Genomic DNA, 13,963 nt, shown 5'->3' with positions numbered 1-13,963 from the left:
TGGGAAAATAAGAAACCACCGGATGACGAGCATCCGGTGGTTTTTCCATTAAACATTTTTCATTTCTAAATCCAGTAACCATTGTTTGCGCCATAAGCCGCCACCATAGCCGGTTAGTTTGCCATTACTGCCGATAACCCGGTGGCATGGAATAATAATCGCGATGCGATTGTGACCATTGGCAGTGCCGACTGCGCGTACTGCTTTAGGATTATTCATCGCAGCTGCTTGTTCAGCGTAGCTGCGTGTGGTTCCGTAAGGAATAGTTTGCAGTTGGGCCCAGACTTGTTTTTGGAAGTCACTGCCAACAACATCAAGCGGCACGTCAAATGCTTGTCGCGTGCCGGCGAAATATTCTTCTATTTCGCGTTTTACTTGGCGCAGTAAGTCATTTTCGCCATAGAGGAGCTCAGATTTGAAGATGCGGCGGATATCCTTGAGCTCTGTCTCAAGCATGCGCCGATCGGAAAATTCTAACAGGCAAATGCCTTTGTCAGTGCTAGCGGCAATCATTGGTCCAAGCACGCTGGTGAAGCGCATCACGGTGATGACGTTTTTGTTTTTGCCGCTTGGAGTGTCGCCAATCAGATTTTTGTAGGCGCTATTAAAACCGCTTAGTGAGTTGTAGCCGGAATCAAAGGCCGAGTCAGTCACGCCCTTTCCGCTCATAATGTTGGTGAAGGCACCGTTGATGCGAATCATGCGTTGGTAGGCTTGGAAGCTGATGCCGTGGTTCTTTTTGAACCAGCGGCGTACATGGCTCGGTGACATGCCGCGTTCGATTAAATCACCATCGGTGATTTTCTTGGTTGGGTCACTCTCGATTTCATCAAGTAAATCCTGAATATAGTTTGGAACTTCGCCTAGTGGTTCTAGAGGGTGACAAACTTTACATGGTCGGTAGCCATTTTCTAATGCTTCCTTGGTGGTTGCGAAAAACTCAACATTTTCACGTTTAGGTTTTCGGGCGGTACAGCTGGGCCGACAGAAAATCCCGGTGGTTTTTACCCCAGTAATAAAAGTCCCTTCATAACTGCTGTCTTTATTTACGAGTGCACGATACATTTCTTCGTCACTTAATTTCATTTCAATCACTTCCTTGTGTTGCTATTATACCGCGTTATTTGTTATGACGACAACCGAAAAATTGACAAGTATTTTTTGTAGTTCTTGCTAAACCAATAAAGTCATGGTATAGTTTTCTTAGAAAGAGTGGTGTATTGATGCCGATTGTTCTGTAAGGAATGTATGATAATTATGTAGATAAAGCAGCGACGATGCTTTGTTTTTTGCATGAGAAAATCACCCTACAGATTAAACGACGTCAATATTATATTTATAATTGTGTCGTCTGTAGTGCAGTGTTATACTGCGCTTTTTTTGCTGTTTATGGGTGATTGGATTAGTTATTTAATAAAAGGAGTTAAGATTAAAATGAGTAATAAAATTACAATTAGAAATGAAAAAGCAACAGACAATAAACAAGTTGAAGCAATTATTAGAAAATGCTTTTGGAATTTATATATACCGGGAGCAAATGAGCATTATTTGGCTCATATTATGCGCGGGCATGAAGATTTTATTCCGGAACTGGATTTCGTTATTGAACTTGATGGCGAAATCATCGGTAATATTATGTATACAAGAGCAAAACTGGTTAATGAAAATGGCAAAGAAAAAGATATTCTAACCTTTGGACCGGTTTGTATATTACCAGAGCATCAACGTAAAGGATATGGTAAAAAGCTTATTGAGTATTCGTTTAAACGGGCAATAGAACTTGGCTACGATCTAGTTGTTATTTTTGGTAATCCGGGTAACTATGTTTGCCATGGCTTTAAGAGCAGTAAAAAATATAATGTTAGTCTTGAAGATGGTATTTATCCTACAGCAATGCTAGTAAAAGAACTCAAAGCAAATGCTTTAGAAGCGGGTAAATGGGTTTATCATGAAAGCTCAGTATTCAGCATTGATGAGCAGGCAGCGGTCGTTTTTGATGATGCTTTGGAACCTATGGAGAAAAAACATATGCCATCTCAGGAAGAGTTCTATATTTATAGTCACTCGACAATTGAGTAAGTTGCTTGGATATTCTCCGAATACACTTGGCAAATGAATACGAATAACGTATAATATAAGGAAGAAATGCAGAGATGAAAGAGTAGTAGTTTGCAGAAAATGATGTTGAGAGAGTTGGGCCGTGGCTGAGAGTCCCGATCGTTGTTGGCAGATGAATTCGCTTTTGGAGCAGTTTATTGTAAAAGTTGGCGATTTTCCAATTAAAAATAAACCGGTTGCTTGCCGTTATAAGCTTTGAGTGTCCGGGAATAAGTCCCGGGAATCTGGGTGGTACCGCGGAGAATGTTTCGTCCCAATACGCAAGTATGTGCGTATTGGGACGTTTTTTTATTTTAGCTAAAGCAAAACGCTCGCAATTTTTGAAAATCGAATAAAATTAGTCAATCACGTATGTTTGGATACGCTCAATCCTAATTTTATTCAATTTCCTGCGATTTCAAGCGTTTTCATTCAGCTAAATGCAATGTTAGGAGAGATTTTATATGAAAGAGCAGTTGCTGACAATAAAACAAGAAGCGCTGGATTTGATTGCTGAGGCTAAAGATGTAGCGGCAATGAATGATATTCGGGTCAAGTATTTGGGTAAGAAAGGTCCGATTCAAGAAGTTATGGGTAAGATGCGCGATATGAGCGTTGAAGAAAAAAAGGAAACCGGGGCAGCGGTGAACGAAGTGAAGCAAGAGCTGGCGGCGGTTATCGAAAGTCGGATGGCAGAGCTTGAAGCGGCAGAGGTTGAGGCGCGTTTGGCAGCGGAGAAGATTGATATCAGTTTGCCGGCTCAAGCGCGTGTTATGGGTGGAAAGCATCCATTAACAGCAATTGTCGATGAAAGTGTTGCTTTCTTCCGCAGTATGGGTTATGAGGTAGGTGTTGGTCCGGAAATTGAGACTGATTACTACAATTTTGAGGCGCTGAATTTGCCGAAGAATCACCCGGCGCGGGATATGCAAGATACTTTTTATATTGATATGCATCGTTTGTTGCGTACGCATACATCTGGGGTGCAGTCACGGACATTTGAGGCGCGCTCTATGCAAGATTTGCCGATTCAAATTTTGGCACCAGGGAAAGTATATCGTCGTGATGATGATGATGCCACCCATTCACATCAGTTTATGCAATTGGAAGGTATTATGATTGGCCGTGATATTTCACTTGCACATTTGAAAGCGACCTTGCAAGAGTTCGTTCATTATATGTTTGGTCCGGAACGGGAAATCCGTTTGCGGCCATCATATTTCCCGTTTACTGAGCCATCAATGGAAGTTGATGTGACTTGTGCTAAGTGTGGCGGTTCCGGTTGCTCGATTTGTAAGCAGACCGGGTGGATTGAAATACTCGGTGCTGGTATGTGCCACCCGAATATTTTGACGATTGCCGGATTTGATCCGGAAATTGTCAGTGGTTTTGCCTTCGGCATCGGCGTTGAGCGAATCGCTATGTTGAAGTATGGTGTTGAAGATATTCGTAACTTTTATGTGAATGATATGCGTTTTGTGACGCAGTTTAAAGATTGGGGTGACAAGTAATGCTGGTTAGTCGTAATTGGTTAGGTAAATATGCAGATATTAAAAATGTGTCGACTGAGGAACTGGCGCGGGTGCTGTCGAATTATGGCGGGCTTGAGGTTGAAGAGACTTTTCCTTTAGTTAAAGCGCAGGGGCTTGTTGTCGGATATATTGAAAGCATGGAAAAACATCCTGATTCTGATAAGTTGAATGTTTGTCAGGTAATTACTGGTGAAGAAAGCTCGCAAATTGTTTGCGGAGCGCCGAATGTTGCTGCCGGTCAGCGGGTAATCGTGGCCCGGGTCGGTGCCACAATTCCCGGTTTGGCAATTGCTGAGCGGGAAATCCGTGGTGTGGCTTCTAATGGGATGATTTGTGCTTTGCAGGAACTTGGTATTGATGCTAAGTATGTTGATGAGGCATATCGTGACGGCATCTATGTTTTAGCAGAAGATGCACCGATTGGTATGGATGCATTGGAATATTTACATTTAAATGATGAGATTTTGGATATTTCATTGACGCCGGATCGCGCTGACGCGATGAGTTATCGCGGCTTAGCTTATGAGACGGCGGCTTCGTGCGATACGAGCATGAGTATGAAAGAGCCGGTTGTTGATGGTCATTTTTCAAGTCATGATTATATTAAGGATATTGAGATTGAAAGTGAGCATTGTTCGGCGTATACGGCGACGATTGTTCGTAATGTAACGATTGGGACTTCACCATATTGGATGCAGGCAGCTTTGATTGCTTCGGGTATGCGGCCGATTAATAGTGTTGTCGATGTTGCCAATTATGTGATGCTTGAATTAGGTGAGCCACTGCATACTTTTGATATGGATCGGATTTCCAGTGGTAAGATTGTTGTTCGCCAGGGACTTGAGGGTGAGAAATTTGTTACCCTTGATGATAATGAGCGGGAGATTACTCCGGATGACATCATGATTACTGATGGCAGTGACGCGATTGCGCTTGGTGGTGTTATGGGTGGTGCCAATACTGAAGTTACAAGTGAAACGAAAACGATTCTTATTGAGGCGGCTTTGTTTGATTCGACGAATATTCGTAAAACCGGACAGCGCTTGAATTTGCGTAGCGAAGCGAGCAGCCGGTTTGAGCGTGGCGTAGATCCAAACATTTTGGAAACGGCTTTAAAACGTGCAGCTGAGTTGTTGGTTGAGATTTCTGGCGGAGAGGCGGCGTACGACCAATATGTCGTTCGTCGCCAAGACTTCACTCCGAAAAGAATTGCGATTACCCTTGAGAAAATTCAAAAAACAATGGGGGTAGCGATTACTGGCGGTGAGGTTGCGGTTATTTTACGGCGTTTGCAGTTTGAATATCAACAAGATGGTGATCGTTTTGTTGTGGTGCAACCTAGTCGTCGTTTGGATATTGTTATTTGGCAAGATGTGGTTGAAGAGATTGCGCGTATTTATGGGTATGATCGAATTGAAGCACAATTGCCGGTTGAACAGTTAGTACCGGTGGTACCAAGTAAAATCGAGCAAATGACTACATTGGTACATACTGCGATGCAGGGTGCCGGTTTACAGGAAGTGATCACCTATTCATTGGTGAATAAAGCAGCTGCTGAATTAGGGACCCATCCTAAAGCTAAGTTGCAAGATGTGACTGGATTGATGATGCCACTTAGTGAGGAACGCGCGTATATGCGTTTGAATCTTTATGCTTCTTTGATTGAAACAGTGCGTTATAATCAAGCGCGTAATCAAGAACGTTTGGCAATTTATGAAGTGAGCTACATTTATGATGCTCATGATGATAATGAGTTATATTTAGGTTTAGCAATGACTGATGAAGCGGTTGAGCACTATCATCCGGTAGCGGCAAATGATTTCTATGCAGCAAAAGGTTGTGTTGAAGCTGTGGTTGCTCGTTTTGGTCAAGTAAGCAACTTGCGTTATGAACCAAGTACTTTGGATATTTTACATCCAGGTAAGAGTGCAGATGTATATTACAATGATACTTATATTGGTAGCTTTGGTGATGTTCATCCAAGTGTTGCAGCCGCTCATGACATTAACAAAACCGTAATAGTTCAGCTTTCGTTGAGTCAGTTGCTGGCAGCAAATAATGATAGTCTACATACAATTGACTATCATCCGGTTTCTAAGTTCCCGAATATTTCGCGTGACTTAGCGGTGAGTGTTGCCCGCACATTACCAGTCGGTGAAATAATTGCGGCAGCAACTACTGCCGGCGGCGAGTACCTGCTGAATGCAGAAGTTTTCGACGTATACGAAGGCGAGCATATTGAAGCTGATAAAAAATCAGTTGCCTTCCGTTGTCACTTCGGCAGTACCGAGAAAACCTTGACTTCAGAAGAAATTGATGCGGCAATTGCAGCGATTCTCGAGGCCTTGAAAAAAGAGCCGGTGAGTGCTGTACTCCGTGGTTAATGAAAATATGAAAAAGCCAGCTGATGAACAGCTGGTTTTTTTGAAGTTGATAAACCACTTTGAAAAGGCGAATAACTGAACAAATTTCAAAATCAGTTCAATATTCATCTATTCTTTGTTATTGATTATTGAAATCAATATCATTGGTGACTATGATTAATGGAGAAGGCAAGAAAATTACTTTAGTCTTCATAATTGCTGAAAGGAGTGATTGCTATGAGTAAATATAAAATTGGTGATATGGTTACTGTGTATTTTGGCGAAATTCCAATGATTGGAACTGTAGTCTTTTTAGATGAAGAGCAGCAAAAATATTTAGTAAGATTTAATCCACAACAACAAATGTATTATTCAGAAGATGAGTTACAACCATATCAGTAATTTAATTAGAGTTATTGTTTATCATGAGTATAATTCGGGAAATAGCTGCCGAATACTTCCGGCAACAAATTCAATAATAAATAGATTATCAGCAGGTGTATTTTTCTGTAGAAGATTTGGATTGCTTAAAAGCGCCAGCATGCCATTTATAAGATATTCAAGTTTAATATCATTTTCTCCACATCGAGTCAGTGTTCCCGACTCATAAATCTTATGCTTAAATGCGTCAATAAAAACTAAAGGATAATTGGTAGCAAACCGTACGTTGCCAGAGTTTAATATCGCAAACTCTTCTTTCGAGGGCGGATTTATGCGATCAAAAAGAAAACTTTTGGCAAATGCTTCTGGATTGGTGAAAAAAAGCGGATATGGATTATGTTTATTAACTATTTGGTATACTGTTTCTAATACCATCTCATCATATAATGCATAAATATCTGCATAATGAAGATAAAAGGTGCCTTTATTAATCTCAGCTTCTTTGGTAAGACTAGTAACAGTAATTTTATCAACTGTTTTATTGCTAATGGCTGTTAAAAAGGCTGCCTTAATTGCGCGTCTAGTTTTCAATACTCGTAAATCAATATTATTCATTATTCTCAACTCCTGATTTGAACCATGCTTATCATTTTCATTCTTATTATAACCCAAGCTGATACAAGGAACAAAAATATTTCTTATCTTGGTGGAATTAAAAAAAACAGCTGTTTATCAGCTGTTTTTTAGCAGTTATAAAAGAAAATAGTCAAATATTTACTTCCTGATTTTCATCAAACTGGCTTTAATCTTAGCAGCATCATTCCAATGAACGCTTTGATGGCGGGTGATGGGCAACAATAAAATACCTGCAATGTCCTTTTTGCCCCAAAAGTCTTGTAACCAGATTAAATCAGGATGCTCAGTAACGCCGCCTTCGCTGAGCACGCGCTCAGTTCCGCTGGCTGATACTGGCTGCTTCATATCTGATGCAGATAGCGTCTGCAATATTGCTCTGGTCTGTGTACAAACGGCGTTGCGGTATGCCAGTAAAGCTTCAATGTTCAGTGGCTCGCTGAAAGTAACCATCTCTTCCTTGGTCATAGCGTTACCGGTATCGCTCACATGCGTATTAATCTGTTTCTGCCAATCAGCATTAAAGACCTGTTCAGTTTCGCGAACCAGCAAATTCATAGTTAAATCTTCAATCCGAGTCATATGCCAGATATTCCATGCAATTGTATAGCTGTTTTTGAGCGGATGTTGTCTGTAATCATCATCTACTAGTCCATCACAAATCAAATCAGCATAGGTAAGCATTCGGCGATTACTGACAATACCAAAATGAACCGAAGCATGTAAATCCATACAAATCTGCATCGCCTCATCAAAACCATCAGCCTTGCGAATCAATTTTCGCATCCGTGCTTGTTTGGGATTCCAGTCACTGCCTTGAATCATAAAATCAGCCCCTTAATATCTTTATTATATCAATTTTTGGGAGAAAAAGAAGAGCAGTGCGGGCGAAAGCCCGCGCTGCTCAAAAAAAACAAGCGTATTTATTGATTAATTGTGAATTCTATATTATAGTTATTCTACAGACAAACGGGGGGGCGGCCGGACACACCAGTCATGGCGCGGCCCGGCCGGCTTGTCTGCTTTGTATTTTACAGTAAAAAAAACCGGCGGCGTGCCTATGTGACACGCCGCCGGTTTCAGTTTTTCTAAACAATTCGTTCGATGCGAGTTAATACGAAGTTGCCTTCTAAGTCTTCATATATAATTACATATACAAGGAACTCGATTGGCTCTTTGGCAACGATTGTTTGTTTACAGATAATTAAATGATTAGTTCCAGCCACCAATTGGGTTGCTGCATAGAGCATCGGTTTATAACCGGCACCATCCATATCAAGTAAATCGTTAAAAGCAGTAGATAATTTTTCCGGTAATTTGCACTCCGGAGTATCAAGAATTTTCCATGTTCCAACCATAATCTAACACCTCTCTAATATTTGATAGTAAAAAGTTATACAATAGTATTGATTTGTGTTAATGAAAATTTACCATCGAGATCTTCATAAATAATCACATAAACCAAATGTTCTACCGGATCTTTAGTAACAACTGTTTGTTTGCTGATAATCAAGTGATTAGTTCCGGCAACGAGTTGAGTCGCCGCGTAAAGCATTGGGGTATAACCAGCACCTAGCATACTGCCAAGTAAATCGGTATAGGCGCTGGCTAATTTTTGCGGCAATTTGCAATCTGGGTTATCTAATATTTTCCATGTTCCAACCACAATATCCCTCCTTTCTCACATTTTTGTCCTAAATTAATTGTAGCACGCTCTGAAAATCTTGCCACCGATACGATAATTTTTTTGATGAAACTAAAAAAGAGCCATGCCCGAGGCATGGCTCTTTTCAATAATTTACTGCTTTAAAGCTTCTTGTAAGTTTTTAAGATTCTCGCGCATTAAGGTGAAATAAGTTTGACCACCGTCAATTTCAGCTTGAGTAAGGGTTTCTAAGTTGTAGATTGGCAGGGTGCTAATACCTAACTCGCTCGCTAAGACATCAGCTTGCTTGTTGCTTACATTTTCTTCGGCAAGAATATATTTGGTATTGTGTGCTTTTAATTGTTCAGCAATTTCAACTAATTGCGCCGAAGAGAGTTCAGAATCTGCACTTAGTCCTGAAAGTGAGACTTGATGCAAATGATATTCATCAGCAAGGTAGCCATAGGCAGCATGGGTGACGAAGAAGGTGTCTTCAGCATATGGTGCCAGACCGGTAGTGAATTCATCATTTAAGGTTGCTAATTCAGCTTTTAGGGCTGCAAAGTTAGTTTCAAAAGTGGCTGCTTGTTCAGGAAGCTTACGTACTAGCTCATTCTTGATGTTTTCAGCCATTAATGTTGCTCGTACCGGATCAAGCCAGATGTGAGGATCAAATTCATGATCGTGTTCTCCGTCGTGATTAGCTTCGCTTTCGTCATGGCTATGGTCATGGTCACCTTCTATGGCAGCAACTCCGGCAGCAACATCAACGAATGCTAAATTCGGTGCAGCAGCTTTTAGTTTTTCGGTGATAGTATGGTAGTCACCGATGTCAATGTTGAGGAATAGGTCGGCATCATTGAGGTCGACCATTTCTTGTGGGGTTGGGTCGTAGGTGTGTGAGTCTGAGCCGTTGGCAAAGACGCTTTGTACATCTACGGCGTCACCACCAATGCGTTTGGTAAACTCGACGATTGGGTAGGCAGTGGTTTTTATGGTGAGCACATTGCTGTTATCCGGGGTTGTGCTTTGGCAGGCAGCAAGGGGAATAAGCGCTAAGCTAAGCGCAGCAATTACAGTGATAATTTTTTTCATATGGTCCTCCTAAGGATTTAAGTTGATTTTGTTGACATGTTTTTTATTGTCATGATAGAATGGGGTTATTAAAGACCTCTAAGGTCTATAATAACCAAAAAGGTTTACTCCAAAGCATCGGCTAGAGTTTTATCTTTCAAGTAGGTATACATGTGACTTTCGTAATCTTTCATGATTTTTTCGATTTCACAGTTGTCTTCACAGCCGCTAAAAAGTGGGATGTGGCCTTCAATTGCTTGAATAATATCAAGAAAAGTTATTGTGGTGCTGGATTTACGCAGTGAATAACCGCCTTGGGCACCTGGTGATGAATCAATTAATCCGGCTTTGGTTAGTTTGGTCAAGATTTTGGAGAGATAGGTTGGTGAAATGTTTTGCTGTTTAGCAAGATCAGAGACACCAATTTTATGATTTTTTTGTTCATGGTCAGTTCTGGCCAGGATGAGCATAGTGTGCAGGGCATAGGTTGTTGCCTTAGAAAAGTTCATTTTCTTCTTCCTCTCTATTAAAGGTATCTGATGTCTGTAATAGAATATCATTTCCATTTATTTTTGTCAAACATTTTGGCTTGATGCGAAATAGTTAATAGACAGGACGATATTTATGAAAATGTGATATAATATAAAAATGTTAAAGGGTGATATATGAATGTTTGAATTTAAGCATGTGAGTTTTACATATGAGAAGACTAAGGTATTAAATGATATTAGTTTCTCAATTGATAATGGTACTTTTGCGGTGATTGTCGGTGCTAATGGTTCCGGAAAATCTACTATTTTGAAGTGTTTGCTGAATTTGCTTCCGGCTGAATCCGGTGAGATCCTCATTCAAGGAACACCGATTAATCAATTTAATGATTGGGATCATATTGGTTATGTTGGCCAAAACAGCCATCAGTTTAATGCCAGTGTACCGGTAAGTGTTGAAGAGGTTGTCCAAATGGGACAAGTGAAGAAAATTCCGACAAAGACGGTAGAATATTGGCTTGATTATGTTGGGATGCTGCCATTTAAAAAGAGTCGCATCACTGATTTATCTGGTGGTCAGCAGCAAAAAGTATTTATTGCCCGGGCTTTGGTTGCGAATCCTAAGGCGTTGGTGTTAGATGAACCAACGGTAGGGTTGGATGCTAAGAGTACCCATGAGTTTTATAATTTGCTCGGTGATTTAAATCAAAAAGAGCAAAAAACGATTGTCGTAGTTAGTCATGATGTTCATATTATGGATCGTCATGTGACCGAGGTTATCGAGGTTCGTGACGGCATATGTTTTGCTGGTAGCCGTGAGGCGTATCAGGAGCATCATATCGAGTTTTGTGAAGTATGCGGGGATGAAGTATGATTTTTGAACAGATTTTAAAGTATGAATTTTTACAAAATGCGTATATTGCCGGAATTATTATTGCCGCAGTTGCCCCTTTGCTTGGGGTGTTTGTTGTTTCACGGCGGATGTCGTTGATTCCTGATGCGCTCAGTCATGTTTCGCTCTCGGGGATTGCACTGACGTTCTTCTTAGCAAGTATTGGCGTTTTGGCAGTTGATTTTTCACCAATCTTCTTGGCAATTGCCTTTAGTTTGCTGGCAGCTTTATTTTTATCATATGTTTCACGTTGGTATAAGCATTCTAAGGAAGTGACCATTGCCTTATTGATGAGCATGAGTCTTGGTATCAGTAGTATTTTTATTAGTATGACTAAAGGATTAAAGATTGATATCACTAGTTATTTATTCGGAAGTATCAATGCGATTTCCCGGGTTGAAGTCTGGGTTATTCTTGCTATCGGTGTTGCGGCGATTATTTTTGTCGTTTTGTTGTATCGGCCAATGCTGATGATTGCTTTTGATGATAATTATGCGAAAACCCGTGGGGTTAAGGTGAAGTGGTTGGATAATTTATTTTTCTTATTCCTTGCCTTAGTTGTTGCCGTTTCTATGCGCATTGTTGGGGTATTGTTAATCTCAGCACTGGTCACTTTGCCAATCGCCATTGCGATGCGAATGGCTAAGAGTTTCAAACAAACCTTGTGGATTGCTATTGTGGTTAGCGAAATTGGTGTTCTGCTGGGCTTGGTTGGTTCGTATTATTTGAATATTCCCAGCGGCGGAACGATTGTCGTGATTTTGGGATTGATTTTCCTGGTTGTTAGTGTGGTTTATCGAAAGAATGTCCGATTATAGAGGTGATTTGATGGAAATTCGTAAACTTGAATATAAGGATGCTAAGGCTCTGGTTGCGTTGATGTATGCAATGGATGAGCAAACTAAGTTTATGTTGTATGCTCCCGGTGAGCGGCGGATGACAGTGCGACAGATGGAAGAATCTATTGCCAATCAAAAACACAATGGTTCAGTAATGTTTGGTGCGTTCGCTGGTAAAGAATTATTAGGGTATATTCTTGGGCAGCGCAATACTTTATCAAGAACCAAGCATAAACTTTATATAGTAATTGGTATTGATCAGCAAGCGGCTGGCCGTGGACTAGGCACGCAATTGTTTGCAGCGCTGGAAGCTTGGGTGGCGACTCAGCAAGGAATTAGCCGGCTTGAATTAACGGTTATGAGTCACAATCAGGCGGCGATTGCTTTGTATCGCAAATTTGGCTTTGAAGTTGAAGGTGAGAGTCACTGCGGACTAATGGTTGATGGTCAATGTGTGAATGAATATTTTATGTATAAATTAGTATAGAAAGCGGAGGCAAAATGTATGTGGAATGAATTAAATGAGTATTTAGAAAAGTATAATGCCTTGACTCAGGCGATTAAATTATTGGCTTGGGATATTGAGACTGAGGCACCAAGAGATTCGATTGATAATACTTCGAAAACACTTGGGTTATTAAGTTCTGAGGCTTATGAAACGTTGATTAATCCTGAGGTTGAACATTTACTGGAAGTTATTAAGCCAGCCGAATTATCAGCTCGTGAGGCTGCTATTTTTCATGAATTACAGAAACAATATAAAAAGTTAAAAGTGATTCCTAAGCAAGAGTATCAAGCGTTTACTGAGCTGACAACTAAAGCGCAGCATGTATGGGCAGAAGCTCGTCAAAAGAATGATTTTGCTATGTTTGCGCCATATCTTGAAGAGATTGTTGCGACTCACAAACGATTTATTGGCTATCTAGGCTATACTGATCATCCTTATAATACTTTGCTTGATGACTACGAAGAAGGCATGACAGTTGAAGTGCTGGACGCTTTCTTTGCAGAAGTGAAGGCAGCAATTGTACCGCTGGTTGAAACTGCGGTTAAGGGTAATGAACAATTGGATGATAGTTTTATTTTTGTCGCTTATGATGTTGATAAACAACGTCAATTTTCTCGTTTTATTGCAGAATACTTAGGCTTTGATTACGCTCGTGGCGTTATCAAAGAATCAGCTCATCCTTTTACAGAACATATGCATAACAAGGATGTTAGAATTACTTCTGCCTATCTTGCAAATAATATTGCCAGCGGAATTTTAAGTACGATTCATGAAACCGGACATGCATTGTATGAGTTAGGTGTTGCTGATACTTGGACTGGTACCTTAGTTGGTGAAGGAACTTCAATGGCAATGCATGAATCACAGTCGCGTTTCTATGAAAATGTAATTGGTCGTTCCCTTGTATTTTGGCAACCGCTTTATCCGCGTTTGCAGGAAATGTTTCCAGAGCAATTGGCTCAGGTAAGTGTAGAAGATTTCTGGCGGGCAATTAACAAAGTGCAGCCATCGTTAATTCGTACTGAGGCGGATGAGGTTACTTATCCATTACATATTATGGTACGCTACGAAATTGAAAAGGGTCTTTTTGATGGTAGTATTGCAGTGAACGATTTGCCACAAGTATGGCGCGAAAAAATGCTTGAGTACGTTGGTGTTGCACCAAGCAATGATGCTGAAGGGGTGTTGCAGGATATTCACTGGTCAGGTGGATCATTTGGCTACTTCCCATCATATGCTTTAGGTAGTGCTTATGCTGCCCAGTTAACTAAAGCGTTGGACAAAGTGCTAGATCGTGAAGACGATGTGGCGCAAGGGACATTCAAAGCAATTAATGCTTATCTGACAGAACATATTTACCAATACGGTAAAACCAAAACAGCTAAAGAATTGTTGGAAGCAATGTGCGGTGAAGCATTTAATCCGCAGTATTATACTGAATATTTACAAGCTAAAATAGCTGATGTTTATGGAAAATAAGAAGAGTGTTTTTGTTCGTAAGTTCCTCGGTG

15 protein-coding genes and 1 other annotated feature are annotated in these 13,963 nt (G+C 40.6%); of the genes, 8 read left to right on the top strand and 7 right to left on the bottom strand.

Annotation, left to right across the window (positions count from 1 at the left end; translation table 11 throughout):
* Nucleotides 1-48 precede the first annotated feature (48 nt).
* Complete coding sequence (locus tag FEZ08_RS03625) at nucleotides 49-1,086, bottom strand: bifunctional transcriptional activator/DNA repair enzyme AdaA (protein WP_138190450.1); 1,038 nt, start codon at nucleotides 1,084-1,086, stop codon at nucleotides 49-51.
* 348 nt (nucleotides 1,087-1,434) lie between these two features.
* Here FEZ08_RS03625 and FEZ08_RS03620 point away from each other — a divergent pair, with 348 nt between their 5' ends.
* The 4 genes from FEZ08_RS03620 (at nucleotide 1,435) to FEZ08_RS12185 (ending at nucleotide 6,394) form a co-directional block, all read left to right on the top strand.
* The gene (locus tag FEZ08_RS03620) at nucleotides 1,435-2,079 is read left to right on the top strand and encodes a GNAT family N-acetyltransferase (RefSeq protein ID WP_138190352.1); all 645 of its coding nucleotides are present in this window, start codon (nucleotides 1,435-1,437) and stop codon (nucleotides 2,077-2,079) included.
* A gap of 62 nt (nucleotides 2,080-2,141) precedes the next feature.
* Nucleotides 2,142-2,377: a binding site (T-box leader), on the top strand.
* A gap of 184 nt (nucleotides 2,378-2,561) precedes the next feature.
* Nucleotides 2,562-3,608, top strand: coding sequence for a phenylalanine--tRNA ligase subunit alpha (pheS, locus tag FEZ08_RS03615; protein WP_138190351.1), 1,047 nt, complete (start codon nucleotides 2,562-2,564; stop codon nucleotides 3,606-3,608).
* Nucleotides 3,608-6,013 (top strand): phenylalanine--tRNA ligase subunit beta, encoded by a 2,406-nt coding sequence (gene pheT, locus FEZ08_RS03610; protein WP_138190350.1) that lies wholly within the window; start codon nucleotides 3,608-3,610, stop codon nucleotides 6,011-6,013. The genes pheS and pheT overlap by 1 nt, the downstream gene beginning before the upstream one ends.
* Nucleotides 6,014-6,229: 216 nt before the next feature.
* Nucleotides 6,230-6,394 carry a hypothetical protein gene (locus FEZ08_RS12185; RefSeq protein ID WP_171014922.1) on the top strand — a complete coding sequence of 55 codons (165 nt, stop codon included), beginning with the start codon at nucleotides 6,230-6,232 and terminating at the stop codon, nucleotides 6,392-6,394.
* 21 nt (nucleotides 6,395-6,415) lie between these two features.
* Here FEZ08_RS12185 and FEZ08_RS03605 read toward each other — a convergent pair whose 3' ends face one another.
* From FEZ08_RS03605 to FEZ08_RS03580, 6 genes are all read right to left on the bottom strand, one after another.
* On the bottom strand, nucleotides 6,416-6,988 hold the full coding sequence (locus FEZ08_RS03605) for a TetR/AcrR family transcriptional regulator (protein ID WP_138190349.1): 573 nt from the start codon (nucleotides 6,986-6,988) through the stop codon (nucleotides 6,416-6,418).
* A 159-nt stretch (nucleotides 6,989-7,147) separates the two neighbouring features.
* Nucleotides 7,148-7,831, bottom strand: coding sequence for a DinB family protein (locus FEZ08_RS03600; protein WP_138190348.1), 684 nt, complete (start codon nucleotides 7,829-7,831; stop codon nucleotides 7,148-7,150).
* A 263-nt stretch (nucleotides 7,832-8,094) separates the two neighbouring features.
* Nucleotides 8,095-8,364 (bottom strand): hypothetical protein, encoded by a 270-nt coding sequence (locus FEZ08_RS03595; RefSeq protein ID WP_138190347.1) that lies wholly within the window; start codon nucleotides 8,362-8,364, stop codon nucleotides 8,095-8,097.
* Between the two features lie 35 nt (nucleotides 8,365-8,399).
* Nucleotides 8,400-8,672: a hypothetical protein gene (locus FEZ08_RS03590; RefSeq protein WP_199288006.1), complete on the bottom strand. Its 273-nt coding sequence runs from the start codon at nucleotides 8,670-8,672 to the stop codon at nucleotides 8,400-8,402.
* Between the two features lie 132 nt (nucleotides 8,673-8,804).
* Nucleotides 8,805-9,746, bottom strand: a complete 942-nt coding sequence (locus FEZ08_RS03585) for a metal ABC transporter solute-binding protein, Zn/Mn family (protein WP_138190345.1) — start codon at nucleotides 9,744-9,746, stop codon at nucleotides 8,805-8,807.
* Between the two features lie 104 nt (nucleotides 9,747-9,850).
* A complete protein-coding gene (locus FEZ08_RS03580; RefSeq protein ID WP_138190344.1) occupies nucleotides 9,851-10,234 on the bottom strand; it encodes an RrF2 family transcriptional regulator in 384 nt (127 codons plus the stop codon).
* A gap of 160 nt (nucleotides 10,235-10,394) precedes the next feature.
* On the opposite strand from FEZ08_RS03580, the gene FEZ08_RS03575 reads away from it, so the two are divergent.
* The 4 genes from FEZ08_RS03575 to FEZ08_RS03560 are packed head-to-tail and all read left to right on the top strand — an operon-like array spanning nucleotide 10,395 to nucleotide 13,931.
* Complete coding sequence (locus tag FEZ08_RS03575) at nucleotides 10,395-11,087, top strand: metal ABC transporter ATP-binding protein (protein ID WP_138190343.1); 693 nt, start codon at nucleotides 10,395-10,397, stop codon at nucleotides 11,085-11,087.
* Nucleotides 11,084-11,923, top strand: a complete 840-nt coding sequence (locus FEZ08_RS03570; protein ID WP_138190342.1) for a metal ABC transporter permease — start codon at nucleotides 11,084-11,086, stop codon at nucleotides 11,921-11,923. Before FEZ08_RS03575 ends, FEZ08_RS03570 begins: the two co-directional genes overlap by 4 nt.
* Before the next feature lie 10 nt (nucleotides 11,924-11,933).
* Nucleotides 11,934-12,431 (top strand): GNAT family N-acetyltransferase, encoded by a 498-nt coding sequence (locus FEZ08_RS03565; protein WP_171014921.1) that lies wholly within the window; start codon nucleotides 11,934-11,936, stop codon nucleotides 12,429-12,431.
* An 18-nt stretch (nucleotides 12,432-12,449) separates the two neighbouring features.
* The gene (locus tag FEZ08_RS03560) at nucleotides 12,450-13,931 is read left to right on the top strand and encodes a carboxypeptidase M32 (protein WP_138190340.1); all 1,482 of its coding nucleotides are present in this window, start codon (nucleotides 12,450-12,452) and stop codon (nucleotides 13,929-13,931) included.
* Nucleotides 13,932-13,963: the final 32 nt, after the last annotated feature.

This window comes from Culicoidibacter larvae, from assembly GCF_005771635.1.
GTDB lineage: Bacteria > Bacillota_I > Bacilli_A > Culicoidibacterales > Culicoidibacteraceae > Culicoidibacter > Culicoidibacter larvae.
The sequence above is the reverse complement of the archived record's forward strand: the minus strand, read 5'-3'. Positions and strand labels throughout refer to the sequence as shown.